This is a genomic window from Streptomyces sp. NPDC002784 (assembly GCF_053592135.1).
This window is the reverse complement of sequence record NZ_JBSFVD010000001.1, coordinates 852,448-877,753: the sequence shown is the minus strand read 5'-3', so window position 1 is coordinate 877,753 and position 25,306 is coordinate 852,448. Positions and strand designations below refer to the sequence as shown.

Sequence of the window (25,306 nt, the reverse complement as noted above, 5' to 3'; positions counted from 1 at the left end):
GCGTGGGGCGGCGGCCTCGATCGGGGCCGCCGCACCGCTGTGACCGAGCTGGACATGGCACAACGGGGGCATTTATGAGCGACTTGTCGGCCGACTACGCGGTCCTGAACCGAGTGAGACACAACCTCGATCACATAGCCGAGCTGATGAAGAAGCCGGGCCGGGAGATGGAACACGTCACCGGCGACGCCATGGGGGTGCCGGAACTCGCCAAGCGCATGGACGACCTCGGTGACGAGTGGTCGTACGGCATCAAGCAGCTGACGAAGTTCTCGGAGAAGGCGTCCGAGGCGCTGCTCAAGGTCAAGGAGTCCTTCGAGAAGCTGGACCACGAACTGGCTGAGGCCAACAAGAACCAGGGCAAGGCCAAGGGAGGCGGCAAGTAGTCATGGCCGAGGCGAAACTGGAGAGTTTCCCGGCCCTGGGCTTCGTGCCCTGTCCCGGTGATCACACGGTGGCCGACGAGGTGGCCAAGACGGTCCGCCGGACGGCGAAGGCGCTCGTCGAGATCTGCCATGTGCTGCACGGCACCGGGGTCGGTGACTGGAAAGGGAAGGCGGCGGAAGCCTTCCGGGAGAAGTTTGACGATGAGTTCCGCCCGCGCATGGACGAGGCCCGCGACTCGTTCGACGCTGCCGCCACCGCCCTGGAGGACTGGGCGGCGTACATGGAGAACAAGCAGGCCGACGCCGTGCGGCTGGAGGCGAGTGCGGCTGCGGTCAGTGAACAGTTGGGCAACGCGCGCGACACGTCCGACAAGCTGAAGAAGGCTGACGACGACACCAAGGACGCCGACGACCACGAGGACAAGGTCAAGGCGGCAGGCCGTACGGTGAGCGCCAAGGAGGAGGAGCTGGAGGAGCTCCGCCGCCGGGGTCGCCGTATGGCCGGCAACTACCGGGAGTACGGCAAAGAGATAGCCGAGCGCCTGAAGAAGGCCATGGACATCGCCCCGAACGAGCCCGGCATGTGGGACAAGCTCGGGGACGCCATCGCGGATCTGGGAAAGGCAATAGCCGATCTGCCGGGGGCGGTGGGTGACGTACTCGCCGCAATAGGCGACTGGATCAAGAGCCACGCCGACTGGATCACCGTCGCGGCCTCCGTCATCGGCGTGATCGCCATCTTCTGTCCGGTGCTGGCCCCGCTGGCCATCGGGCTGAGCGCCGTCGCGCTCTTCGCACACGCGGCGTCCTACGGAGTGAGCGGGCTGTTCCCGCCGACCGGGGGCAACATCGGCAACTGGCTCACCCTGGGGGGCGACGCACTGGGCATGATTCCCGGCGTCGGTGCCGCGAAGGCGGGAATCACGGCCGGGCTCAAGGCGGGCCGAGGGGCCGGGGGCGTCGTCGCGGGCACCAAGGTCGGTATCAAGACCGGCTCCACAGTGGCGAAGAATGCCATGAAGGCCGCCGACCCCGTAGCAGCGGTGATCGACAAGCCGATCATGGCCGCCGCCGCCAAGCTGGGTGTCTCGCGCGGCGCCGCCCTGACGACCACGGAGGGTGTTCAGGCCGCGGCACAGCTCGCGTGGACGGCGCCCACCGCCATCAACGCCTACGAGACGAGCACCGGTCGCTACGACGCCGCCACCTGGGGAACCGGCGTGGGCAACATCGCCACCGGTGCGGGCGGAGGCAAGTTCGGCGGAGTCGTGGCCGTGGGTAGTGCCATCGGCCTGGGTGCTTGGGAGCTGACGGACTGATGACCCCCACCGCAACACCGATCGCCCCCACTGACGTACCCGACCTCTGGTTCGAGCTTCCGCCGGGCTTCATGGAGTTCGACCTCGCCGAGGACCCCGAGGCGCGCGTGCTGCGCATGGCGGAAGCGGCCGAGATGCTCTTCGCCGACGCCACGGGGGAGCAGAGGCTCAGCCTCGTGGTGTCGAGCGAGTACATCCTGCAGACGATGATCGCGGCGGGTGCCGAGCACGTGTCGAGCTGCCTGTTGCGCATGCCCGGGGACCAGCTGTCGCAGGGCACGCTCTACGTGATGATCGAAAGGCCGGAGGCCGGCCCGCAGAGCCAGGACAGACAGGGGTCCGCGAGACGGACGGCCGCCCAGTGGCGTGAGCTGTATTCGGATGCCGAGGTTGGGCTGGTCATGCTGCCCTACGGCATTTCGGCCCTCTGCATCCGCGATCAGGACCTGCGGATCCCCGGCGTACTCTTCGGTCTGGACGAACCCGTACCCGCCACCGTCCGGCAGGTGCAGTTCTGCGTGCCGCTGAAGACCGGACCTGGGTCGGCCCTGTTCGTCTTCATGACCCAGGACATCGAGCACTGGACTGAATACCTCGATGTGCTCAGCGGCATCATGAAGTCGGTCTCGGTGGACGAACCGCGCGGAGGGAACACTCCGCAGGCCACTGGCCCGAATGTCGAAGGAACGGAGTGACGAGCATGAGCGGCCTTGCAGGGGCAGAGGGCGAGGCGCACATGAGGCGTATCCGCTATCCGGTTCTGCTGGCGGTCGGCATTGGCTGCTATGTACTCGCCGTGATCGCGGGGCTGTTCGTCCTGGCGGACGATCTCGGGCCCGTCGCTGAGATCCTTCTGTGGATCGCCCACGGCGTGCTGCTGATCGTGCTGATCCGGAAGCTCGGGGCCAAGGAATCGAGTGCCTACGCGGCGCTGTTCATGGTGATTACGTCTGCGATGTCGGTGGTTGTCGCTGACCTCGCCCGTGACGACCTCATGCTGGCACAGCGGGGCGAGGAGGTCAGCGCAACGGTAGTGAGCGAACGGCGCGATCCGGCCCAGGGGCGAAAGGGCCGTCACTCCTACTACACGCTGGAGCATCAGGACGGTACCCGGGTCCCGGGCCCCGAAATGGAAACGACGTCGGACCTCTACGACGCCGGCCAAGTGCTGACGGTGATCGAGGACCCCGACGGCGACCTCCGTCCGCAGACGCCGGGCCAGGTGGACGCCACCGCCGAAGCCCTCGGCTCCAGCGCGCTCGCCCTCGCCGCACTCGGCTCCGTCGCGTGGATGACCTGGCGCGGTTCGGACGCCGCGAGGCGCCGGGACGCGCAGAAGGACAAGGGGACGGGCGCCGTGGGGCAGCCGTACAAGGCTGCGGAGCAGGAGGAGAAGCTGCGTGAGGCGCTGCGCACCCACCCTGCCGACAGGCGCGGCTACATCAAGGTGCTCCCCGAGGAATACCCCGACCTGACACACGGCCGGGCCGCCCGGATCGCCTGGGAGCTGGGCCTGAAGGCGGAGGCACTGGGGAATCGGGGCTCGTGGCGGTTCAAGGAGACGGTGATCGAGGAAGTCCCGCACGACTGAGGGGGGCGGGGGGAGTGGACGTGGCTGCAGCCCTGACCTGCTACAAGAAACTGGCAAAACTCACCACGTGAAACATCCTCTTCAGGCCGCAGGGTGGGGTCTCGTCGGACTTGCCCTTGGCGTACGGCTCGACGATGGAGCCGTCGGCGTTGATGGCGCCCGTGGCCTGGACCTCGTGGAAGACGGCACGTCGAGCCAGGCCCACGTCGGCAGGTTCAGCTTGGTGACCGCCGCAGGGGCGAGGGTGACCTCGGAGTCCGGTAGCTCCATGTGCTGGTCGACGCCGTGGCTCGTTCGGTCAGGTCGTGGCTTGGAGCCGAACGCTCTTGGCGAAGTCGTCGATGGCGTCGAAGGATGCCTCAAGGAGCGCCGGATCGTTGTAGTGGCCCTTCAGAAGCAGGTCGATGTTGTGGACCGGGTCGTTCCAGGCGTAGGCGACGGAAAGCATCAAACCCCCGTCTGGAGCCGTCCAGCTGCGGAGACAGCGGAGGCCTTCCCCGAAGTGGGGAGAGACGAACGGCGTGGTCTCGACGCGGCTGCTGGCATCCGCTGTTGAGGGGTCGGGTTCGGCCATCATGCTCAGATGCAGAGGTGTGTGTGCCTCGTCGCACGCGAACTGCTTGGCGAAAAGGACCAAGGGTGCGGCCTGAGGCGGCATCGGGCCGAACAGGAAAGCCTGCTCGGCCTGGACGCGATTCCGCAGCATGGCGGCGGAGCCTTCCAGGAACTTCTTCATCTGCCGTTTCTCACGCCAGGTGAGCCTTCGCTGGTGGAGCAGAGAAGTCGCTTCGACTTGCAGATCCAGCCACTGGGCGAACTCCGATTTTGTGCCGTGCAGAGGCATGTGAAACCAGAGGGACGGATCGGAGTCGGTCTCGACGATCATCATGCGTAGCTCCATCGGAAGGTGGTCATCACGGCGTCGAAAAGCTCCACCAGGGTCTCGGTGAACTCGATGTCCATGCCGGAAGCGATCAGTGTGCTGAAGGAGAACGTCAACCATTGAGCGGGGAGGCTGTGCGGGATCGGCACTGTGTACTGCACGCGCCACGACGGTACCTCGACGCCCTTGGCGGGGTCGGCCGGCATCTTCAGCAAGGTGCGTACGGCGGCAGTCCCGTCGAGTTCCCGTGCTGATGCCTCTTCGGCCCCCCGGGCGAGGTCAAGGAGGACACGGTCGGGATCGACGTTTTCCGTCGGCGCTCCCAGCGGCTCCGAGGCGATGAAGGAGGCGGGGATGAGCATTCCGTGCATCCGCTCGACAGGGAGGTAGAGCGTGAGGCCGTCGGACTTGCGGGCCTGCCGGACCGTGTCTTTGAGTTCCTTCGTGAGGAGCATGCGCGCCTTGGGGATGTCATCCTTCGGGAACCCGACGGGCAGCTGAGTCACCGACTTTTGCACGATCCGTTGGATTGCCTCCCTCGTGCCAGTCTGGAGGGGAATCGTGTCCCATCCAGGCGGTGGGACGAGGTTGAACCCGGTGGGCATGCTGGTGGATTCCCCAGGGTTCTCAGGACGTGGCATCGCGGTGTCCAACCTTTTCCACGGCCCAAGTCGCGCCGACCAGCAGGGTGAGCAGCGGGGCGCCGATGACTCCCGGCCAGAAGGAGACGAGGAGGCTGGGGATCGCGAGAGCCCACCCCATGGCGAGGTCGCGGGTCAGCAGGGGTGGCCGCCGACTGGGCCTTGGGTTCTGGAAGAGGATCCAGAGGAGGTAAAGCAAGCAGCCTGCGAGCATGGCCCAGTAGAGCCAGAGCAGAAAGTCACCACCGGATTCGGGAACCACAATTCCGATAGCAATCATGGGGAAAATGGAGACGAGTCCACCGATGATGGTCACGCGAACCCTATAATTTGCGCCTGCGCCCAGTTGGTCTCTAAATGACATGTATCCGGCCTAGTTTCCGTTTGTGATGCAACTTCCCCGCAGTGGTCAAGTGTCACCAATGGGTGTCGGGTTCAGGCATCCAGCCGCTTTCCTTCCATGTGTTGTAGTCCTCGTTGTACGGCTTGTCACCGGGAAAGAAGGACGCATGCTCGTTCAGCCAGCCGACGGAGTCGCTCTTGCTCAGCGATTTGTCCATGACATCCACGGCCATACCGGTGTATCCGGCGAACACCGACGCAGCGTATCCTGCGTGTCCCAGCCTTGAGGCGCCGCCGGCGACAGCGTCCGGGAAGGCTTGCTTGTTGGCACGGAGCTGGCCGAACAATCCGGGCGCCTCGTCATCGCCCACGTGCATCCACTTGGAAAGTCCGGAAACCGGCGTTGGCTCCTTGGCGACCAGACCGGTATCCCGGGAGATCTTCTTCAGGGTGTAATTGCGCAGGTCCGTGTAAAATTTACGCGATCCGGCGTCCCTGGCGTTCGCAATGGCCTTACTCAAATCATCCAGCATTCCCTTGTGTGATCTCAGGCCCCCTTTGAGGCCGCCGGTACGTGCAACTTGAGCTGCCGCGCTGGTGCGCTTGGCGGCGCTTTTGAGCGCAATGATGCCGCCGCGGCCAATTCCCATCAGGAGTAGGCCGCCGATGTCGAAGGCCAGATCGGTCCAGGATGCGTCGCCGGAGGCGACCAGTAGGGATCTGGTGAGGATGGTGAGCAGGGCGATGCCGAGGACCAGAACGTTCAGGCCCGGAATCCAAATGGCCACGATGCCGGCGATGGTGGCGATCCAACCCAACCCGTCGAGTACGGTCTTGATCCAGTCCGCGTTGTCATGAACCCATCCTTTGACGTCGTCCCACCACGAGTCCTCAATGACGTCGTCGATCTCGTCCTTGATTTTTCCCGCGTGGTAGCCGGCTCGGCTGTCACGGTCGCCGGTGATGGTGTTCAGCTGACTCCGATACGTCTGCAGAGGATCGTGATCCGTTCCGCTGACAGACGGCTTCGGTGTGTTCTTCTCTCCCGAGTCGGCCTCCTTGGCTTTCTCGGCCTCGATCTCGGCCTGCTTCTCCTTGGCCCGGCGCAGGACCTTGTCGGCGTCGGACTGGAAGTCCTCCAACTCATTGGCCCACGTGGTGAGATGGCCGTGAACGCGCTCGTACCGACTGGCCACCTCCCGCATGTGCTTCTCAAGGGTCGAGGATTCCTCGCGCAGGCGGTTTACGTATTTGCCCTTTAGTTTGTCCTCGTTGCTGATTGTCTGCAGGTTCTTTGCCTGATCCCTGAGCTTCTTCGCAACCGACACCATGTGGCGGACCTCAGCGCGGATCTCTTCCGGATCGCCGGGTACGGGATCGGTGTCACAGAGCGGCTGCCAGTCGACCGGGCGGCGCTTTGATGTTGGTGTCACTTCTTCTGCTTCTGGTCATCGCGCTTGGCAAGCTGGTTGTCGAGATCCTCAAATGCCTTTTTGGTGCCGGCCACGAGCTTGCCGACCGAATCGAAGCCCTCGACAAGCTTGGTGCGGTAGTCGTCCCAGTTGTCGACGAACTTCTCCATAGCCTCGGCCATCGAGCCGGCACCCCAGTGTTGGCGCATGTCGTCACGACGGTTCTCGAGATCCTCGAATGTCTTCTTGAGCTGGCCCAGCTTCTTCTCGGACTCCGCGAGGAAGTCGTAGTCGACTGTCAGGTCTGGCTCTGCCACTGGGCACCCTCCCCCTGTGTGTGATGTGTCGCTTCTTCGGTCAGCGGTTGGTGGCCTGGATTTCCTGGACGGTGACGGCCTGGTTGCTGCCGTAGGTGCCGTTCGGGAGGTCGCCGCCCGTGCCGCCCGTGCCCGTCCACGTGATTTCCCAGGTGATGGTGGCCTGGAGGTTGTAGGTGCCGTCGCCGGAGGAGCGGAGGTATTTCAGGCCGCAGGGTGGGGTTTTGTTGGCCTTGCCTTTGGCGTAGGGCTCGCCGATGGAGCCGTCGGTGTTGATGGCGCACTCGCCCGATGCCGGGTAGGTCTCGGCGTCTGTCGTGCCGGGCTCCAGTTTCAGGGTTACCGGCTTGGCTGTGGTGGTGGCCTGGAGGTTGAGGCCGGGGGCGTTGATGGCGGCCGTGGCCTGGATCTCGTCGAAGACGGTCTTGTCGAGCCAGGCCCATGTCGGCAGGTTCACCTTGGTGACCGCCTCGGGGGCGAGAGTGACCTCGGTGTCCGGCAGCTCCATGTGCTGGTAGGCCAGGGCTGCGAGGATCTTTGGGGTGATGGCCTGTTCGTACTGGGGTGGCGGGGGCTCGCCGGTCTCGACCCAGAAGGGGAGGTCGTTGCATGAGCTGCGCTTGAGCAGGTCTGGCTCGTCGGGGTTTTCGACGGCGGCCCAGAACATGCCCTTGCCGTCGTTCTCGACGTTGTAGTCCTTGTAGCCCGGTGTGTCGGTCCAGCCGTACTCGTCCTCGTAGTGGCGCTGCAACTCGCTGAGCGCGGCGCCGGCGTGGCCGCCCATGCCGGGTGTGTTCATCTGGCCTTCGATGTCCTTGGACATCTTCTCTTTGAAGTCCTTGGCGCCGAGGTAGGGGGCGTACCAGCAGGGTGGTGGCGTCCAGTTGACGTCGGCGGAGGTGACGTTGCCGGTGCCGCCGTTCTTGGCTACGGATCCGGAGTAGTGGATGCGGGCGGCGGCGTAGATGCCGTTGCCGTCACTGCCGCCCGACTGCTCGGTGTTGGAGCCCTGGGTGTTCCCCGGCTGTTCTCCCGCGAAGGCCGGTTCCGTGACGAAGGCACCCAAGGCCAGTGTCAGCGCGGCCGCGCCGGTGGTGAGGGTCGTACGCCGTGACCTGTTCACTGGCACTGCGCCGCCTTCGTCTCGACGTACACCTTGGACGCCTGCCACAGAGCGTCCCCGGTGGGGAGCTTGACCATGATGATCTTGAAGCGGTCGTAGTCCGAGATGCTGGGCGCACCCTTCAGGACCTTTCCGGTCTTGACCTCTTTCGAGTAGAACTTGGTCGAGTCCACGCAGAACGCGACCTCCACCGAGTTGCCGTTGGAGGCGGACCTGGTGGTGGCCTGGTAGTGGCGTCGGGTGCCGGTTGCCGTCCAGCCGCCTTCGAGCCTGACGTCGATCTGCGTCTTCGCGTACCTCAGCCCATCGCCCGTGGCGTAGGCGGCCAGGGCGGCGTCGTCGGTCGTGCGCTTGTTCACGCCCCGATAGATGGCCCGGAAGAAGTTGGCCGTATCCGCCATCGCCGCAGCCTCGTTCTCGTCCTCCGGCTCGGCCCAGTCGAAGACCAGGTTCATGTCCTTCGGCAGGGAGACATCCACGCCGTCCGGCTTGTTCTGCGCCGTGGCCCCGGAGGGCTGCGCCGACTTCGTCGGCTTTTCCGTCCCCTGCTCGGCGCCGGCGATCTTGTCGTTGTCGCTGGACTTGTCGTCCTCGCTGCCACACGCTGTCAGCAGCAGAGCCGCCGTCGCGGCGAGCGCGGCAGCAACGGGCAAAGAGCGGCGCTTCACAGTGGACTCCCCGTGAGATACAGATGCAGTTGAGTGCACTGACGGTATCTATGGGGCGGGTCGGTTCGCCAGGCGGAACGTGCCCTGTGAGGTGGGCGTTCAGGAAACTTCTGGTGCAAATCGTGCGCCGTGTGTGTCCTGAATCGTATCCGGTGGGAAGTGACGTCGGTCTCGGGCGGCGGGGGCGATCCGGGTCGAGTCCGACGTGCATGCTTCGCGGAAGCTACGGGTTACGGGACGCGCACCGCCTCCCGCACCCTTTCGACCAGCCGCCGAACACCCTCGGGTACCGCCGTCAGCAGCTCGTCCGCCTCCTCGTACGGCACCCGGGCGCCCCGGCTCGTGGGCAAGGTCAGGATCCGGGTGTGCAAGGCGGCCGGCGTCGCGATCGCCGTATCGCGGCACAATCCGCACACGTGCAGCAGCCGCCGCTGCCTGCCCTGGGCGGAGACCCGCACATGGTGGCGCGTGACCGCCGGGCCGTGCAGGGGATTGACCGCGCAGCAGCGGTTGTAGCCCTTGCCCGCGAGCGCGGCACGGCCTGCCCGGGCCAGCACGATCACCGCGACCAGGGTGGCGGCCGACGTTGAGGAGTCCTCGACACGGCCCGCGTCCCCGTCGAGGAGCAGCAACGCCGCGTCGAGACTGTCCGCCGGCCGGCGATCCGACGCCGTCACCGCGGCTGAGGACTCGAAGTCCCATGTCAGCGCGCGCAGTTCGACCCGTGCCGTGCTTCGCAGGTACGACATCGGCGGCTCGGTCGGCGACACCTCCGGGAGCGAAGCCGTCGGCAACGGCTGCGGCCGGAGGCGCCGCAGCACCCTCCGGACGATCGCCACGACGGCCGCCACCAGACCGAACACCGCCCCCGCCGCGAGCGTGCCCATGAACAGCCCCGGCGTGAAGTCGGTCCCGAACAGGGGCGGAAGGTCGTCCTCGGTGACGGGGTCCGTGACCGGGTACGGCTCGCCGGAGGTCTCGGGCCGGTCCGTGCGCGGGGCCTTGTCGAGGACCGTCATCAGGGCGTCGAGGCGCTCACCGAGCAGGTGGTCGTCGGCCTCCTCCGCCCTGTCGTCGCCGTAGGCGATGGACGAGGGGAGGTCGAAGAGGAGGTCGAGGCTGTCCAGCAGGAGGCCGTGGTTGAAGACCTCGATGGAGCCGTACACCGGATCGGCGACGACGTACACGCCGTCCTCGCCCAGTTTGTCGTGGACCGCGGCCGCGAACGCCTCCTCGTCCCCCTCGGACTCGTCCGCGGGCAGCTGCGGCACGACGGACACTTACACCGGGCCGCCGCCCTCGGACTTCCGGAACTTCTCGATACGGCTGTGCAGGCGCTCCAGTTGGGCCGCGTCCAGGACTCGGGGGCTCTCGGGATCCGCGTACACCGGGTCCTCGGCCAGGCCCTGCGCGACCCGGTCGATCCGGACGTTGAGGTCCATCGCCCGCGGGCGGGGGGAGGCGCTCGACGTGGTCTGGTCGAAGGCCGCCGTCGCCACCAGGAGGACGGTGGCAGCCGCCGCCAACGCCACCGCCGGGACCAGCCAGCGGCGCCTGGGCTTGCCCTTCCGGCCGCGAAGCCGGCGTACGTACGGGGTCAGCAGGAGGATCAGCAGCGGTACGCCCGTGAGCAGCATCCCGGTCAGGAAGGACTGGCTCTCCCGGTCGGACGGCCCGATGTACATCTCCTCGGGCTCGTCGTCGCCGTACTTCTCCCGGGCCGCCTCCGCCCGGTCCGCTGCCTTCCCGGCGCCGTCGGCGACGACCTCCGCGAACAGCTCGAACTCGCGCAACGGACCCGCGTCGTAGGGAAGTTCGTAAAGGCAGACGGCCAGGGCCTCATCGACCGGCGCGTTGACCCCGAAGGCCGCGGCGTACGTGACCGACGACTCGTCGATGAGGACGTACAGCCCGTTCCGGTCCAGTCGGTCGTGCACAGCGCCGAGCAGGCCCTCCCTGTCCGCCGCCAGGCCGGGCAGGACCAGGACATACGTCGGGACGCCCGTGCGCTTCGCCACCTCGGCGAAGTCCGGAGTCATCGACTTCGGTACCTCGCGCGGGAGTTGGTCGGACACGTACACCGGGCTCTCCCGGAGACGGTCGGCCAGGTAGGCCGCCTGGGTGTCGGCGCGGGCCGGAGTCGCTGTGGCAAAAGCCGCGAGCAGCGCTGCAACGAGAGCGCACAACGCGAGGAGTGCCCGCGCGAGCCGGCCCCCTTCCGTGGCGTATGCCCGCAGCGCGCTCACCGTCGCCGCCCCCCGTATCCCGTCGGCTGTTGTCACCGGCGGCACTCTACTGAGGGCTTCGCTGGTGCGAAACTCGTCGCGGCGCGGGCTACGGGGAGAGGACGATCAGGCTTCGGGGTCCGCGAAAAGGTCGTCGGCGGAGTCCACCGTCACGGCCCGGGTGAGCCAGGTGCGGAGCGCGTCCAGGTCCGTGCAGGAGGTGATCCGCTCGCGCGCCGCCTCCGTCACCTCGATGCCGCGTGTGTCGAGGATCAGGAGGACACCCTCGGCACGGCCTTCGGCACGGCCTTCGGCACGCAGGCGCTGGGAGGTCTCGGAGCGGAAGAAGGACAGATCCACGGACATCAGTTGCCTCCAGGTCTCGGCGGCCCTGGCTTTACCGAGGCCGAGTTCGGTGAGCTCGGCGAAGATCCTTGCGGTCTCCTCGTCGATGGTCTTCAGGGCGACAGCCAGGGCCTTCAGTATGGCAGGAGCGTTCGGATCCTTACCATGCGTGATGGCGCTCAGGGTCGCGAGCGGGATGTCCCGGGCCGCGGCGGACGGATCCGTGATGACCGGGACGTTGTGAGGGCCCAGGACCAGGGCGCGCAGGGTGAGAGTGGGCCACTGCGGGGGCCCGATCTTGAACGGCTTCGAAGCCCAAGCGGCGGTGTGCCTGTCCTGGCACGTCACGAGAAGGACCGGAGGGATGCCGTACTTCTCGCGGAGGTGCGCGACGTAGTAGGCCCAACTGGTGGGCTTGCGAGGGTCCTTCTCGCCTTGTGCCTCGACGATCAGGAGGTGACTGTCGCCCGACTCGGTGTCGATCCTGAGGAGAGTGTCCACGCGCCGTTCCGTGGGTCTGGTCTCGGTGAGATCCGTGGGCATCAGGGACACGGCGGCGGGGTCGGGGAAGGGGAGGTCCAGGGCCCGGAAGGTCCGGGCGAAGACGCCCGGATCCTCCTGGAAGATGCGATGCATCGCCTCGTGGGATGAGCTGACCATGGGGCTGAAGCTAGGTGGGGCGCTGCACAGTGGTCTGGCATACGCCCTCGATTCACTCGTGGGTGTGGACCAGGTTCATCTCGTGAGTGAATCGTGCAGGGCTCATGGTCGCCGCGTGACGAACAGGCGGCGCGGTGCCGGTTCCCCTTCGCTACCGCACAGGCGGACGCAGCTCACTACCGCGTGTGCGACTGGGTCACCAGGGAATCCAGTTGCGGATGAGTAACAGTCCCGCCACCGCTCCCCACGGGGCCGGACGCGTCTTGAGGGGCTTATGAGCGGCTGATACGGTGCCATGGCTTGACACTCACCCCAGCTGCTGACTATCCGCGCAGACCGCGACGATGAAGCGGGAAGTCGGGTGAAGTGTCCGGAATTGCAGAGAATTTGACAGTCGTGGCAGACAATTTCTTGGGTGTACGGGGAGCGGTTGCGTGAAGATCCAAGAGCGTACGGGGGCGGGCGCTGGACGTTCCGCCGCTCCGGCTCAGCCGTCGGTCGGCGATCGGCTTCCCACCCCTCCTCGCGAGCGCAAACCCGCGCTGGCCGCACTGGCGGTGCTGCTGATCCTGGTCGGCGCGCTCGGCGCGACCATGCTCGTGCTGCAGGCCGGTGACCGGATCGAGGTCGTCAAGGTCACCAAGGAGATCCCGGCCGGCGGATCCGTCACCGACGACAACGTCACCTCCGTGATGGTCGCCGAGGACGAGAGCATCCACTACGTCGAGTGGCACCTGCTGGACGGCCTGAAGAAGCTCAAGGCCGTGCACACCATCCCGGCCGGTGTCGTGCCCGTCGGTGAGATGTTCAGCGAGCAGGTCGGTGTCACCGAGGGCAAGGCCACCGTAGGACTCTCCCTCAAGGCCGGTCAGTACCCCACCGGTCTGAAGGCGGGCGACACCGTCGCCGCCTACCGCGTCGGCACCACCAGCGGCTCCAACTCCAGCTCCAATGAGGAGGACAGCGGCGCCGCCGCGGGCGGTGGCAGCGACACCCTCATCGTCGACCAGGCCACCGTCACCTCCGTGCCGGGCGCGGGCGGCGACGACATCGTCGCCAGCAGCAACCTCGCCGTCACCCTCACCGTCGACGCCGACAAAGCCGCCCTCCTCGCCCAGGCCGCCTCCAACAACGAAGTGGCCCTCGTGCTCGTCCCCGGCAGCAACTAGAAGGCGGCACACCACCCATGGCGCTCATCGCTCTCGCCGCCGACAAGGGTTCCCCCGGCGTCACCACCGCGGCCGTCGCCCTCTCGGCGGTCTGGCCGCGTCGCGTCCTGCTCGCCGAGACCGACCCGGCGGGCGGCGACCTGGTGTACCGCAGTGCCGCCGCGCACGGCGGGCCGCTCAACCCGAACACCGGCATGCTCTCCATAGCCGCGACCGCGCGACGCGGACTCGTGCCCGACCAACTCTGGGACCACGTCCAGCCGTTGAGCGGCGGACTCGAGGTCCTCGTCGGACTCGGCATCGCCGAGCAGGCCGCCGGTCTGGCCGGGCTGTGGCCCACCCTCGGGCACGCCTTCGCCGCCCTCGCCGACTCCCCGCACGCGCCCGCCGACGTCATCGCCGACTGCGGCCGGATCAGCGGCGACACCCCGGCCGTGGAACTCTTCCCGCACGCCGCCCTCGTCCTGCTGATCAGCCGTACCGAACCCGAGGCCATCGCCCGGGTCCGGGACCGCGCCGCCGCCCTCGCCGCCAAGCTGCACGGCGGCCCGCGCGGCGCCGCGAGCCTCGCCACCCCGCTGATCGGCGTCGTGCTCATCGCCGACCCGGGCGACGCCGCGAAGATCGCGGGCCAGGTCAACGACATGCTCGTGCACGCCCAGACCGGCGCCCGTGTCGTCGGCACCATCGCCGAGGACCCCAGCGGCGCCGACCAGCTGGCCGGCCGCAAGCGCGGACGCCTCGACAAGTCGCTGCTGATCCGCTCGGCCCGCAAGGTCGCGGCCGACATCTACCAGCAGTACGGCGCCGCATGGGCCCACCAGGCGCAGCTGAACGGCGGCCCGGCTCGATGAGCGCTGTCGATCATCAGCTGGTCAAGCGGTTCCGGCAGGAGGCCGGCGACCGCATCTCCGAACAGCGCCGCCTGGACCAGGTCAGCGGCGTCACCCCGATGTCCAGCGAGGACGAGCGGCAGTACGCCCGTGCCGTCATCGCGCAGATATTGGAGGAGTACGCCCGCACCGAGATCAACGCCGGGCGCACCCCGCTGGACGCGGAGACCGAGGAGCAGTACGCGGCGGCCGTGCACGCGGCACTGTTCGGGGTGGGACGCCTCCAGCCGCTCCTGGACAACCCCGAGGTCGAGAACATCGACATCAACGGGTGCGACCAGGTCTTCGTCGGCTACAGCGACGGCCGTGAGGTCAAGGGCGACCCGGTCGCGGAGACCGACGAGGAGCTCATCGAGCTGATCCAGGTGCTCGGCGCCTACTCCGGTCTCTCCTCCCGGCCCTTCGACTCCGCCAACCCCCAGCTCGACCTGCGGCTGCCCGACGGCTCCCGGCTGTCGGCCGTCATGGACGTCGCCCGGCGCCCCGCGCTGTCCATCCGTCGCGCACGCATGGGCAAGGTCTTCATCTCCGACCTCGTCGGCAACGGCACGCTGACCCCCGAGGTCGGCCACTTCCTCGCCTGCGCGGTCCGCGCCCGCAAGAACATCATGATCGCGGGCGCCACCAACGCCGGAAAGACCACGCTGCTGCGGGCCCTCGCCAACGAGATCCCGGGCCATGAGCGCCTCATCACCGTCGAGCGCGCCCTGGAGCTGGGGCTCGACACCTTCCCCGAACTCCACCCGAACGTCGTGGCGTTCGAGGAGCGGCTGCCCAACTCCGAGGGCCAGGGCGCCATCACCATGGCCGAGCTGGTCCGCCGCAGCCTCCGGATGAACCCCTCCCGGGTCATCGTCGGTGAGGTCCTCGGCGACGAGATCGTGACCATGCTCAACGCGATGTCGCAGGGCAACGACGGCTCGCTGTCCACGATCCACGCCAACAGCTCCAGCGAGGTCTTCAACCGTATTTCCACCTACGCGCTGCAGGCGACCGAGCGACTGCCCATCGAGGCCAGCCAGATGCTGATCGCGGGCGCGGTGAACTTCGTCGTCTTCATCCAGCGGCGCAACGACTACCAGAGCGGCGGCCGACTCCAGCGCATGGTCACCTCCATCCGCGAGGTCAACGGCGTCGACGGCCGCGTGCTGTCCAGCGAGGTCTTCGCCGAGGCGCCCGACGGCCGCGTCGTACCGCACGCCCCGCTCGCCTGCCTGGAGGACCTGATGGCGCACGGATACCGGCCCGCCGGAACGTGGGGGTGAGCACATGAGTGAACTCGGCTCCATGGGCGGCCTGTTCTCCACGACCGTCCTGTACGCGCTCGTCTGCGGCGTCGCCGTCGGCGGTGGACTCGCGCTGCTCCTCATCGCCGTACGCGGACTGCCCGCCAAGCCCGAGCACGAGAAGCAGCGGGCGAGCGAGCGCGCCAACGAACTGATCCGGTTCGCCGGTCAGCGCGGGTCGCTCGCCGCGGGCGTAGGACTGGTCGTCCTGCTGCTCACCCGGTGGGCGGTGCTCGGCATCGCGGCCGGGATCCTCGTCTTCTTCTGGGACCGGCTCTTCGGCGGGGCCGCCGAGGAGCGGGCCGCCATGAAGCGGGTGGAGGCGCTCGCCTCCTGGACGGAGTCGCTGCGCGACACCATCGCCGGCGCGGTCGGCCTGGAGCAGGCCATCCCGGCGTCCGCGCGGGCCGCGGCCCCGGTGCTGCGGCCGCACCTGGACGCCCTCGTCGACCGGCTGCGCTCGCGCACCCCGCTGCCCGACGCGCTCCAGCAGCTCGCCGACGAGATCGACGACGCCTCCGCCGACATCATCGTCGCCGCGCTCATCCTCAACGCCCGGCTGCGCGGCCCCGGTCTGCGGCAGGTGCTCGGCGCGCTCGCCAAGTCCGCCCGCGAGGAGGTCGACATGCGTCAGCGCGTGATGGCCCAACGGGCGTCCACCCGGCGCTCGGTGCAGATCGTCGTCGCGGTGTCCGTGGCCTTCGTACTCGGACTGTCCGTCTTCAACCGCGAGTTCGTCGAGCCCTACGGCGACCCGGTCGGCCAGCTCGTCCTCGCCTGCGTCTGCGGCCTGTTCGCGCTCGGCTTCCTGTGGCTGCGCAAGCTGTCGACGATCGAGACACCGGAGCGCTTCCTGGTCCGCGATGAGGCGTCGGTGCAGTTCGTGCGGCCGCGGACGCCCTCCGGTGCCGCCCAGCCGTCGCCGTTCCAGCCGGAGGAGGGGGCACGCCAGTGAGCGATGTGACGATGCCGATCGTCGTCGGCGCGATCTTCGGACTGGGCGTGTACACCCTCGTCCGCGCCCTGATGCCGACCAAGCGCAGCGCCGTCGCCCAGGTCGCGCGGATCGACGCGATGCGGTCGCGGGGTGCGGCGTACGGATCGACGCGCACCACACAGGACACGGGCCGCTTCTCCTCGACCCGGACCGAAGTCGGCCGCCGGGTCGCCGAGTTCTACCTGCAGCAGGGCTGGGAGCAGCGCTCGCTGCGGGCGGACCTCGCGGTGCTGGAGCGCAGCTGGGAGAAGTTCCTGGCGACGAAGGTGCTGCTGGGGATGGCGGGCCTGTTCTTCGGCCCGTTCCTGTTCGCGGTCGTCTGGACCCTCGGCTTCGGCAGCAGCCCGGTCATCCCGGTCTGGCTGGCCCTGCTCTTCGCGGTCCTCTTCTTCTTCCTCCCCGATGTGGAGGTACGGCGGGACGCGGCCGAGAAGCGGCGCGACCTGCGGCGGGTGATCGGCGCCTATCTGGACCTGGTGTCGATGAGCCTGGCCGGCGGACGCGGTCTGCCGGAGGCGCTGATGGCGGCGGCCGAGATCTCGGACGGCTGGGCCAACCAGCGCATCCGCAACGCCCTCGCCGACGCCCGGATCACCGGCACCAGCCAGTGGCAGGCGCTGGGTTCGCTCGGCGAGGAGCTGGGCGTGGAGGAACTGAAGGACCTGTCGGCGTCGTTGGCCCTGGTCGCCGACGACGGCGCGAAGGTCCGGGAGTCCCTCGCCTCCCGCGCCGAGACCATGCGACACCGTGAACTCGCCGAGATCGAGGGCAGCGCGGGCGAGAAGTCCCAGTCGATGCTCGTGGCGCAGCTGCTGCTGTGCGCCGGGTTCCTGGTGTTCCTGATCTATCCGGCCGCCATGCGCGTGTTCCAGGTCTGACGCCGACCAACCCTCTGAAAGGACAACTGACCATGACCGAACGGAACTTCCGTACCGGGATCCCGGCGGTGGACTTCCTCGTCACCTTCCTGCAGAGCCGGGTGCAGCGCGCCCGCTCCGGCGAACTGGACCGCGGCGCCTCGGCCGTGGAGTGGGTCATCATCTCCGCGGTCGTCGTGGCGATCGTCGGCGTGGTCGCCGCGATCATCAACCGCGCGCTGGAATCCGGCGCGGAGAACGTGGAGGACTGCATCGAGGGCGCCAGCGCGGCCGGCACCTGCTGACCGTGGTGACGGGGGTGCAGCGACGTATGCGGGCCTGGGTACGCCGTAGACGGGAGGAAGCCGCCACGCGCGGCGACTCCGGCATGTCCGCGATCGAGTTCGTGCTGCTGACCCCCGTCCTGTTCTTCATGATCTTCGCGACCGTGCAGTTCGCGCTGTACTTCTTCGCCGATCACGTGGCCCAGGCGGCGGCCCAGGCCGGAGCCCGCAAGGCGCGTGCCACGGCGGACGCCCAGCCGGGCGGCTGGCGCGGCGAGGCCCGTACGGTCGTCGACAGCTACATCGAGCAGCTGGGCCCGACGCTGGTGCTCTCGCCGGACGTGACGATGCTCCAGCCGGAGCAGAACACGGTGGGCGTGGAGATCACGGCGCGGGTGCCGTCGGTCTTCCCGGGCCTGGACCTGACGGTGCACGCGCAGTCGGCGGGGCCGGTGGAGCGGTTCGTGCCGGAGGGGGAGAACTGATGCGGTCCCTGCGGGAGGACCGGGGCCTGTCCACCATCGAGGTCGTGATCCTCGCTCCGGTGATGATGCTGTTCATCCTGGTGCTGGTCGCCTTCGGGCAACTCGTCGACGGGCGGGGCGCCTTGGACGGCGCCGCCCGGGACGCGGCCCGCGCCGGGTCCATCCAGAAGGACCACGGCACGGCGATGGCCGAGGCCCGCAAGGCGGCTGCCGCGAACCTGGCGGACGTCTGCTCGGGCCCGGTGACGGTGACGCAGACGAGCGCGGGCTTCGACCCGGAGGTGGACCCCCTCTTCTCGGTCCAGGTCAGCTGCGAGGTCAGGGGCCTGGCGATGCTCGGCCTGGACATCGACCCGACGATGGACGCGACCTTCAGCTCCCCGCTCGACCCCTTCCGGAGGTCGGCGTGAGACGGTGGTTCTCGCAGGTCCGCGCGGGGATGGACGACCGCGGTTCGGGCGCGGGCGCGGTGATCATCTTCGCGCTGCTGTTCCTGGCCCTCGCGGCGTTCGTCATCGACGGAGGCATGTCCATCAGCAAGCGCGAGCGCGCGGCCGACATCGCGGAACAGGCCGCCCGTTACGCCGCCCAGGACATCGACCGCGAGGCCCTCTACGACAACGAGGGCGGCCCCGCGCCGATCAACTACGAGAACTGCGACGCCCGCGTGAAGGCCTTCGCGCGCGAGATGGACATGACCGGCCCGGACATCGCGGCGACGCACTGCGTGGCGGCGGACGTGGACCAGGTGCAGGTGCAGGTCCAGCTCACGTACTCCCCGGTCTTCACCGGCATGTTCTACGGCGGTGACGTGATCGTCCGCGGGGAGGCCGTGGCCGAGAACGAGGTGGGCTGACGGGGCTCAGCCCTTGTCTTTCTTGGGCCGCTTGTCCTCGGTCTTCATCGCGTCGTTGACCTGCTTGGCGAGTTCGTCGTCGAGCTTCTTGAACTCGCGGACCACGGCGTCGGACATGCCGGCGAGGGCGTCGAGCTGCTGGCCGATGTCCTCGCGGCCGTCCTCCCAGTTGGACTCGAAGTCCCCGAGAGCGCTGTTGACGGTGCCGTCGCCGATGTCGTCCGCGTAGGCCTCGAACATCTTCTTGGTGTGGTTCATCCGGGTCTTGATGGACCGCAGCCGCCGCCCGTAGTCCTCCAGCTCGGTCAGCGGCAGCGACAGGTCGCTCTTGCCCTTGCCCATGTATGCGTCCCCCGACTGGTACTCGTAGGCTGATCGGCACCGTACATCGGATGAAGGGGGAAGGTCGACGTCATGGCCCGCTACATGGAGGCGCTCACGATCGAGCGCGGCGGCTTCCGGATCAAGGTGCCGGAGTCGTGGTGGGAGTTCGACGTCCGCCCTGAGTCGCGCGACGACTCGATCCGCCGCATGGTGAACGACCGGGTGGCCGGCCACCCAGAGTTGTCCAAGTACCGCGACACCTATGTGGAGTTCCTCCGCAAGGCCGCCGCCGACGCCTGGAAGTCGGGCGCACTGTACTGCGGTTGCATGGCGGAGAGCTTCGGCGGCGACACCCCGATCACGGGCTCGGTGACGGTGTCCCTGGTGGGCGGCCGCTCGCAGTCGGGCGAGCCCCTGTCGACGGACCCGTCGGTCATGGCGAGCCAACTCGCCGTCAAGGAAGCCAAGAAGGAGGGCGACTCCTGGCGCAAGGTGACCACCGTCGACATCCCGGGCGTGGGCCCGGCGGCCCGGACGTACGGCATCGAGGACATCGCGGTACCGGACGACGCGCTGAAGCGCACGATCCGCGCGGTGCTGATGCAGACCTTCATCCCGGTGCCGGGCCAGGAGGGGAAGGTGGCGCTGGTGGCGGGGAGCAGCCAGGTACTGGATCTGGCGGACTCGTTCTTCGACATCTTCGATGCGATTACTTCTACGTTCCGCTTCGCGGAGTAGGCCGCGAGAGACGATCCATGGTGAGTTCCTGTGGGTCTTCGCGCAGAGCGCGCCCAACGGGCATCTCGACATCGCCGAGCAGACCGGGCAGTTGCGCTCCCTCCTCCAAACCAGGCCGCTCCCCGTACTGGACGCATACCGTGCCGAACACGGGGATCTCGTCCCGAACACTGGCCGACCGTGATCATTCAGGCCGGCCCAGCATGCCGGCCGGCCGGCTCGGTGCGGTCGTGAGTGCCCGCAGTTCGGCCGAGACTGTCCTCGGACTCCTCACCGGGGCTGTGCGCGTCCCCTTCTTCCCCGACGACTTTCCCAGCGAGCGGCCCTCGTTCTCACCGGACCCGTATCACTGAGTCCGCAGATCCACCGGCACCCTTCGCATCGAACCTCTGACCCTTGTATGTTCACGTGTGCATACGGTTGTTGAAGATGCGTACGTGACGGGGGTTGCGGTATGGCGGGGCATCGGCCCACGGATTGGCATGTCCTGGATCTGGACGGTGATCCGGTGCCGGGGGATCCGCAGCAGGTGCGGCAGCTGGCGAAGAAGCTGCATGACTTCGCGGATGACGTGTCGGATGCGTTGCGTCTGGTGAAGGGGATGGCGGGGGAGGGCACGCTCGCGGAGTGGGCGGGTAAGTCGGCGGATGTCTTCAAGGAGGACTTCGCCGATGTCCCGAAGAATCTGAAGAAGTTGAAGTCGTCGTACGAGTTGTGCGGTGATGCGCTGGCGGATTACTGGCCGAAGCTGGAGCGGGCGCAGGCGTTGGCGGATCGGGCGTTGGCGCGGGGGCGGGAGGCGCGGTCGGATCTGGCGTCGGCGAAGTCGCGGCTGTCGACTGCTGATTCGTGGGTGACGCGGGCGGGGAAGGAAGCCGGCAAGTACAAGGACGACCCGACGGGCAGCAAGGCGGCCGACAAGCCGGACGAGGCGAAGGTCCGTGCGGCGACGCGGGATGTGCAGCAGGCGGAGACGGCTCAGGCCACCGCGCGTGGTGATGTCGCTGATGCGCAGGGCGCGTTGGACGCGGCGAAGAAGATGGCCGAGGACGCGCGCAAGATGCGCGAGGAGGCCGCCAGGACCGCGAAGACGAAGATCGACGAGGCGTCGGACGCGGGGATCCAGAACCGGTCATGGTGGGAGGACATCGGGGACTGGTTCGTCGACAACTGGGACACGATCGTCGCCGTATGCAAGGTCGTCGTGGCGGTGGTGGGTGTGATCGCGATGATCATCGGGGGGCCGATCCTGGCCGCGATCGTGATCGTCGCCGGTCTCATCGTGCTCGCCGACTCCCTCTACAAATACTCCAAAGGCCAAGCCGGTCTACTCGACGTCGGACTCGCCGCGCTGGACTGCATACCCGGCATGAAGGGCCTCACCAGCCTCGGCAAGCTCGCCATGGGTATGAAGGCGCTCGGCAAGGGCGGCCTGAAGGCCATGGCCAAGGGGCTGGGGAAGAAGGGCCTGCGCAAGGAGGCCGACGACGCCGTCGCGCACAGCAAGCCGACGAAGGGCCGCTGCAAGAACGGCGACCCCATCGACATGATCTCCGGCGACATGCTGATGGAGGAGAGGGACGTCGACCTGCCGGGCCTGCTCCCGCTGGTCCTGCGCCGCACGCACCTCTCCTCGTACCCGTACGGCCGCTGCTTCGGCCCCTCCTGGGCCTCCACGCTGGACGAACGCCTCGAACTCGACGACGAGGGCGCCGTCTTCGCCACCGAGGACGGCATGCTCCTCTTCTACCCGGTGCCGACGCCGGGCACCTCGGTCCTGCCCCTGGAAGGCCCGCGCCTGCGACTCGACTGGGACGGCGCTCCCGGCGCCCCCGTCAGGATCACCGACCCGCTCAGCGGCATCACACGCCACTTCGCCCCGCGCAGGAAGCCGGCGGCACCCGACGAGGCGTTCACCCTCCCCCTCGCCGCGATCACCGACCGCAACGGCCTCCGTATCGACTTCGACCGCGACGACGACGGCACCCCGGTCGCCGTACGGGATTCGGCGGGACGCCACCTCTACGTCGACACCGCGGACGGCCGCGTCACCGCACTGCGCCTCCACAACCCCGAGGACGGCCCCGACGGCACGCTCCTCAGGCGCTTCGGCTACGACGCCCAGGGCAACCTCGGCAGCATCCACAACTCCAGCGGCCAGCCCCGGAAACTGACGTACGACGCCCGCACCCGCATCACCTCCTGGACCGACCGCAACGGCTACTCCTACCGCTTCACCTACGACGCCCTGGACCGCTGCACCGCGGGCGAGGGCGACGACGGCAGCCTCTCCTGCACGGTCGAGTACGACAGCGAGAACCGCGAGACGCGCTACACGGACGCGCTCGGGAACACGACGACGTACCGCTACAACGAGCAGCTCCAACTCGTAGCGGAGACAGACCCCCTCGGCCACACCAATCACTCCGAGTGGGACCGCTACGGCCGGATGCTCTCCCGCACCGACGAACTGGGTCGCACGACCCGCTTCACCCTCGGCGAGCACGGCGAGCCGGTGCGCATGGACCGCCCCGACGGCACCAGCATTCACGTCGAGTACGACGCGGAGATCCAGCCCGTCGCCATCGTCGAGCCCGACGGGGCGCGCTGGGAATGCGCCTACGACGACCGCGGCAACCTGCTGAGCAGCACCGATCCGCTGGGCGCGCTGAGTTCGTACACCTACGACACCCGCGGCCACCGCATCGCCCAGACCGACGCGCTCGGCAACACCTTCCGCTTCGACACCGACGGGACCGGACTCCCGGTACGGGTCGTCGACCCGCGCGGGAGCGTCGCCGTCGTGCACAGGGACGCGTACGGCCGTGTCGTGCGGATCGACGACCCCGTCGGCGGCAGCGTCCGGCAGGGCTGGAACCCCGAGGGCCTGCTGCTGTGGCGAGAGCGTGCCGACGGCAGCCGCGAGTCCTGGTCGTACGACGCCGAGGGCAATCTCACCGAACACCAGGAACCGGGCGGCTTCACCACGGCCTTCGAGTACGGCGCCTTCGACCTGCCGAGCGCCCGGACCGACCCGGACGGCACCCGTTACGTCTTCACGCACGACGCCGAGCTGCGCCTCACCGCGGTGACCAACCCGCAGGGCGGCGCATGGCGTTACCGCTACGACGCCGCGGGCCACCTCATCGCCGAGACGGACTACAACGGCCGCACGGTCACCTACGCCTACGATCCCGCCGGCTACCAGATCGAGCGCACGAACGGAACCGGCCAGACCGTGCGCGTCACCCGCGACGCCGCCGGGCGTGCCGTGACGACGCAGACCGACACCGGCGCGGTCACCTCCCTGCGCTACGACGCGTCCGGCCGGATGGTCGAGGCCGTGAACGCCGACAGCAGCGTCGCGTACGCCTACGACGCCGTCGGCCGGATCGTCGCGGAGACGGCGGACGGCCGTACCGTCACGAGCGAGTACGACGCGCTCGGCCGACGTATCCGGCGGACCACCCCCTCCGGCGCCGTTTCGCAGTGGTCGTACGACTCCGCAGGTCTGCCCGCCTCGCTCGTCACCGCCGCCGGCGAACTGACGTTCACGTACGACGCGGCCGGTCGCGAGACCGCTCGGGGCCTGGGCGGCGCGGCGACGCTGACGCAGTCCTGGGACGCGGGCCACCGGCTGGTGGAACAGATCATCCAGTCCCGGACGGGGGTGGACGGCAGCGGGTCCGGTACCCCGGCCGTCCGCCAGTCCCGCGCCTACGCGTACCGCGCCGACGGCCACCTGACCGCGATCACCGACCGCCTGTCCGGCACCCGCCGCTTCGACCTCGACCGCGCGGGCCGGGTCACCCGGGTCACGGCCGACACCTGGACCGAGTCCTACGCCTACGACGAACTCGGCAACCTCACCACCGCCGAGCACCCTGCCCCCGACGGCCAGGACGCCCAGGGCCCGGCGCAGCACGCCGGCACGAAGGTCAGCTCGGCGGGCCGCACCTCGTACGAGCACGACGCCCAGGGACGCGTCTCCCGGGTGATCCGACGGACGCTGTCGGGCCTGCGCCGCGTATGGACGTACGTCTGGGACGCGGAGGACCGCCTCACCGAGGCGGTGACGCCCGACAACGGCGTCTGGCGCTACCGCTACGACGCCCTGGGCCGCCGTACGGCCAAGGCACGGGTGCGGGAGGACGGTTCGCTCACCGACGAGGTCCTCTTCACCTGGGACTGCGCCAACCTCGCGGAGCAGCAGACGCTCCGGGACGGTGTGCTGGAGACGGACACCTGGGACTGGGAGCCGGGGACGCACCGGGCGGCGGCCCAGGTGCGGAGCAGGTTCCGCACGCCGGAGGAGATCGACCGGCAGTTCTACGCGATCGTCACCGACCTGGTCGGGACCCCCACCGAACTGGTCGACGAGGACGGCGAGATCGCCTGGCGGTCGGCGACGAGCCTGTGGGGACGGCCGCTGCCGGACTCGGGCGAGGCCCTGTGCCCGCTGGCCTTCCCGGGCCAGTACCGCGACGCGGAGACGGGCCTGCACTACAACCTGGCCCGCTACTACGACCCGGACACGGCGAGCTACCTCTCACCGGATCCCTTGGGTCTCGCCCCGGCGCCGAATCATCACGGATACGTCGACAACCCGTTCCGCTGGAGCGACCCGCTCGGTCTGGAGGAGGACGCCAAGGAACCGACCCGGGTCTACGACGACTCGGAGTACAGCAAGCACGGTTCGGGGTCCAGTTCGTCGGCCAAGGGCGAGGTGAGCCGGGCGCCGTCCAACGGTCAGGCCGCGCTGGACCGCTCGATCGACATGGACCCGAACAACCCCAACGTCACCCGGCGTCTCGGCGTGGACCACGCCAACAACGAGATCGTGGTCCTGGACCGGCACCGGGAGATCCTCGACAAGGACGGCAACGTGGTCAAGGAGATCTACCATGGCCACGTCCAGTCGTCGTACCCCTCGAAGAGCGTCACACAAGGCGACCTGACCAAGCTGAAGAAGGCGGGAATGATCGACAACGTCAAGAAGCAGCGGGTGCTCCCGCCGCCGCCCTGCGATGACTGACGGCCGTAGCTGGAACTGGGAGACCGGCGAGGGCCTGCTGGGTGTCGACGACCCCGCCGAGGTGGACGCGGCGTTCGAACGGGGTGAGGAGTCCCTCGGCGCGGCGGTGATCGGTCTGGCGCTGAACTGCCCGCCGGAGGTGGCCTCGTCGCGGATCATCCGGGCCCTCGCCGTACTGGACCGCTCCCGGCGGGACTTCCCGTTCACGGCGGCGGCGCACGTGGCCCGGCTCAACGGGCGGCTGACTCCGGAGCTCTACGCCGCGCTGCGAGCGGAGGGCTGGGGTGGCTTCGCCGACCATGCGATCAGGGACACGCTGACGTTCGTACCGTTCCGTGAGCTCCCGCCGTGGTTCAAGTGGCAGATGGTGCGGACAACGGTGGCCGACAAGCTGGAGTCGTGGCGCCTGACGGTCACGGATGCGGTGGAGGAGGCCTGGAAGACCCTGCGCCGACGCCGGTCCTGAACAG

27 protein-coding genes and 1 pseudogene are annotated in these 25,306 nt (G+C 68.3%); 16 read left to right on the top strand and 12 right to left on the bottom strand.

Features of this window, described 5'->3' with window-relative positions; genetic code table 11:
• Nucleotides 1-74 precede the first annotated feature (74 nt).
• From ACWD1Z_RS04070 to ACWD1Z_RS04055, 4 genes are read left to right on the top strand one after another with little or no spacing between them, the layout of a single operon-like run.
• A complete protein-coding gene (locus ACWD1Z_RS04070) occupies nt 75-386 on the top strand; it encodes a hypothetical protein (RefSeq protein ID WP_451115269.1) in 312 nt (103 codons plus the stop codon).
• A gap of 2 nt (nt 387-388) precedes the next feature.
• Nucleotides 389-1,705, top strand: coding sequence for a WXG100 family type VII secretion target (locus ACWD1Z_RS04065; RefSeq protein ID WP_451115268.1), 1,317 nt, complete (start codon nt 389-391; stop codon nt 1,703-1,705).
• Complete coding sequence (locus ACWD1Z_RS04060) at nt 1,705-2,400, top strand: hypothetical protein (RefSeq protein WP_451115266.1); 696 nt, start codon at nt 1,705-1,707, stop codon at nt 2,398-2,400. The genes ACWD1Z_RS04065 and ACWD1Z_RS04060 overlap by 1 nt, the downstream gene beginning before the upstream one ends.
• 5 nt (nt 2,401-2,405) lie before the next feature.
• Nucleotides 2,406-3,296 carry a hypothetical protein gene (locus tag ACWD1Z_RS04055; RefSeq protein WP_451115463.1) on the top strand — a complete coding sequence of 297 codons (891 nt, stop codon included), beginning with the start codon at nt 2,406-2,408 and terminating at the stop codon, nt 3,294-3,296.
• A 79-nt stretch (nt 3,297-3,375) separates the two neighbouring features.
• Here the strand turns inward: ACWD1Z_RS04055 and ACWD1Z_RS04050 are convergent.
• The 11 genes and pseudogenes from ACWD1Z_RS04050 to ACWD1Z_RS04000 all read right to left on the bottom strand — a co-directional run.
• Nucleotides 3,376-3,572: pseudogene (locus tag ACWD1Z_RS04050) on the bottom strand (hypothetical protein); the annotation flags it as partial.
• Nucleotides 3,573-3,594: 22 nt separating this feature from the next.
• Nucleotides 3,595-4,185: a hypothetical protein gene (locus ACWD1Z_RS04045; protein WP_451115265.1), complete on the bottom strand. Its 591-nt coding sequence runs from the start codon at nt 4,183-4,185 to the stop codon at nt 3,595-3,597.
• Nucleotides 4,182-4,784, bottom strand: coding sequence for a hypothetical protein (locus ACWD1Z_RS04040; protein ID WP_451115263.1), 603 nt, complete (start codon nt 4,782-4,784; stop codon nt 4,182-4,184). The genes ACWD1Z_RS04045 and ACWD1Z_RS04040 overlap by 4 nt, the downstream gene beginning before the upstream one ends.
• Nucleotides 4,785-4,806: 22 nt before the next feature.
• The gene (locus ACWD1Z_RS04035) at nt 4,807-5,136 is read right to left on the bottom strand and encodes a hypothetical protein (protein ID WP_451115261.1); all 330 of its coding nucleotides are present in this window, start codon (nt 5,134-5,136) and stop codon (nt 4,807-4,809) included.
• A gap of 100 nt (nt 5,137-5,236) precedes the next feature.
• Entirely contained in the window at nt 5,237-6,595 is a 1,359-nt protein-coding gene (locus ACWD1Z_RS04030) for a hypothetical protein (RefSeq protein WP_451115259.1), read from the bottom strand.
• Complete coding sequence (locus tag ACWD1Z_RS04025; protein ID WP_451115257.1) at nt 6,592-6,891, bottom strand: hypothetical protein; 300 nt, start codon at nt 6,889-6,891, stop codon at nt 6,592-6,594. The genes ACWD1Z_RS04030 and ACWD1Z_RS04025 overlap by 4 nt, the downstream gene beginning before the upstream one ends.
• 40 nt (nt 6,892-6,931) lie before the next feature.
• Nucleotides 6,932-8,020 (bottom strand): hypothetical protein, encoded by a 1,089-nt coding sequence (locus ACWD1Z_RS04020; protein ID WP_451115255.1) that lies wholly within the window; start codon nt 8,018-8,020, stop codon nt 6,932-6,934.
• Nucleotides 8,011-8,682 (bottom strand): hypothetical protein, encoded by a 672-nt coding sequence (locus ACWD1Z_RS04015; protein WP_451115253.1) that lies wholly within the window; start codon nt 8,680-8,682, stop codon nt 8,011-8,013. The genes ACWD1Z_RS04020 and ACWD1Z_RS04015 overlap by 10 nt, the downstream gene beginning before the upstream one ends.
• A 230-nt stretch (nt 8,683-8,912) precedes the next feature.
• Entirely contained in the window at nt 8,913-9,953 is a 1,041-nt protein-coding gene (locus tag ACWD1Z_RS04010; RefSeq protein ID WP_451115251.1) for a hypothetical protein, read from the bottom strand.
• A 9-nt stretch (nt 9,954-9,962) separates the two neighbouring features.
• A complete protein-coding gene (locus ACWD1Z_RS04005; RefSeq protein ID WP_451115249.1) occupies nt 9,963-10,964 on the bottom strand; it encodes a hypothetical protein in 1,002 nt (333 codons plus the stop codon).
• Nucleotides 10,965-11,033: 69 nt separating this feature from the next.
• The gene (locus tag ACWD1Z_RS04000; protein ID WP_451115247.1) at nt 11,034-11,912 is read right to left on the bottom strand and encodes a hypothetical protein; all 879 of its coding nucleotides are present in this window, start codon (nt 11,910-11,912) and stop codon (nt 11,034-11,036) included.
• A 434-nt stretch (nt 11,913-12,346) separates the two neighbouring features.
• Between ACWD1Z_RS04000 and ACWD1Z_RS03995 the strand changes: the two genes are divergently transcribed.
• The 9 genes from ACWD1Z_RS03995 to ACWD1Z_RS03955 are packed head-to-tail and all read left to right on the top strand — an operon-like array spanning nt 12,347 to nt 18,739.
• Nucleotides 12,347-13,081, top strand: coding sequence for a hypothetical protein (locus ACWD1Z_RS03995; protein ID WP_451115245.1), 735 nt, complete (start codon nt 12,347-12,349; stop codon nt 13,079-13,081).
• 17 nt (nt 13,082-13,098) lie between these two features.
• Nucleotides 13,099-13,935, top strand: coding sequence for a hypothetical protein (locus ACWD1Z_RS03990; protein WP_451115243.1), 837 nt, complete (start codon nt 13,099-13,101; stop codon nt 13,933-13,935).
• Nucleotides 13,932-15,239 carry a CpaF family protein gene (locus ACWD1Z_RS03985; protein ID WP_451115241.1) on the top strand — a complete coding sequence of 436 codons (1,308 nt, stop codon included), beginning with the start codon at nt 13,932-13,934 and terminating at the stop codon, nt 15,237-15,239. Before ACWD1Z_RS03990 ends, ACWD1Z_RS03985 begins: the two co-directional genes overlap by 4 nt.
• Before the next feature lie 4 nt (nt 15,240-15,243).
• On the top strand, nt 15,244-16,215 hold the full coding sequence (locus ACWD1Z_RS03980; protein ID WP_451115239.1) for a type II secretion system F family protein: 972 nt from the start codon (nt 15,244-15,246) through the stop codon (nt 16,213-16,215).
• An 11-nt stretch (nt 16,216-16,226) separates the two neighbouring features.
• Nucleotides 16,227-17,135 (top strand): type II secretion system F family protein, encoded by a 909-nt coding sequence (locus ACWD1Z_RS03975; protein WP_451115461.1) that lies wholly within the window; start codon nt 16,227-16,229, stop codon nt 17,133-17,135.
• A 32-nt stretch (nt 17,136-17,167) separates the two neighbouring features.
• On the top strand, nt 17,168-17,419 hold the full coding sequence (locus ACWD1Z_RS03970) for a hypothetical protein (RefSeq protein WP_389415514.1): 252 nt from the start codon (nt 17,168-17,170) through the stop codon (nt 17,417-17,419).
• A 26-nt stretch (nt 17,420-17,445) separates the two neighbouring features.
• Nucleotides 17,446-17,883, top strand: coding sequence for a TadE family protein (locus ACWD1Z_RS03965; RefSeq protein WP_389415648.1), 438 nt, complete (start codon nt 17,446-17,448; stop codon nt 17,881-17,883).
• Nucleotides 17,883-18,293 carry a TadE/TadG family type IV pilus assembly protein gene (locus ACWD1Z_RS03960; protein ID WP_451115237.1) on the top strand — a complete coding sequence of 137 codons (411 nt, stop codon included), beginning with the start codon at nt 17,883-17,885 and terminating at the stop codon, nt 18,291-18,293. The genes ACWD1Z_RS03965 and ACWD1Z_RS03960 overlap by 1 nt, the downstream gene beginning before the upstream one ends.
• A gap of 29 nt (nt 18,294-18,322) precedes the next feature.
• Nucleotides 18,323-18,739, top strand: coding sequence for a pilus assembly protein TadG-related protein (locus ACWD1Z_RS03955; protein WP_451115459.1), 417 nt, complete (start codon nt 18,323-18,325; stop codon nt 18,737-18,739).
• Between the two features lie 6 nt (nt 18,740-18,745).
• Here the strand turns inward: ACWD1Z_RS03955 and ACWD1Z_RS03950 are convergent, their stop codons facing one another.
• The gene (locus tag ACWD1Z_RS03950; protein WP_389415512.1) at nt 18,746-19,081 is read right to left on the bottom strand and encodes a hypothetical protein; all 336 of its coding nucleotides are present in this window, start codon (nt 19,079-19,081) and stop codon (nt 18,746-18,748) included.
• A gap of 72 nt (nt 19,082-19,153) precedes the next feature.
• Between ACWD1Z_RS03950 and ACWD1Z_RS03945 the strand changes: the two genes are divergently transcribed.
• The 3 genes from ACWD1Z_RS03945 to ACWD1Z_RS03935 all read left to right on the top strand — a co-directional run bounded on the left by ACWD1Z_RS03945 (nt 19,154) and on the right by ACWD1Z_RS03935 (nt 25,302).
• Nucleotides 19,154-19,801 carry a hypothetical protein gene (locus ACWD1Z_RS03945; RefSeq protein WP_451115234.1) on the top strand — a complete coding sequence of 216 codons (648 nt, stop codon included), beginning with the start codon at nt 19,154-19,156 and terminating at the stop codon, nt 19,799-19,801.
• Between the two features lie 508 nt (nt 19,802-20,309).
• A complete protein-coding gene (locus ACWD1Z_RS03940; RefSeq protein ID WP_451115232.1) occupies nt 20,310-24,836 on the top strand; it encodes a DUF6531 domain-containing protein in 4,527 nt (1,508 codons plus the stop codon).
• Nucleotides 24,829-25,302, top strand: a complete 474-nt coding sequence (locus ACWD1Z_RS03935) for a hypothetical protein (RefSeq protein ID WP_451115230.1) — start codon at nt 24,829-24,831, stop codon at nt 25,300-25,302. Before ACWD1Z_RS03940 ends, ACWD1Z_RS03935 begins: the two co-directional genes overlap by 8 nt.
• Nucleotides 25,303-25,306: the final 4 nt, after the last annotated feature.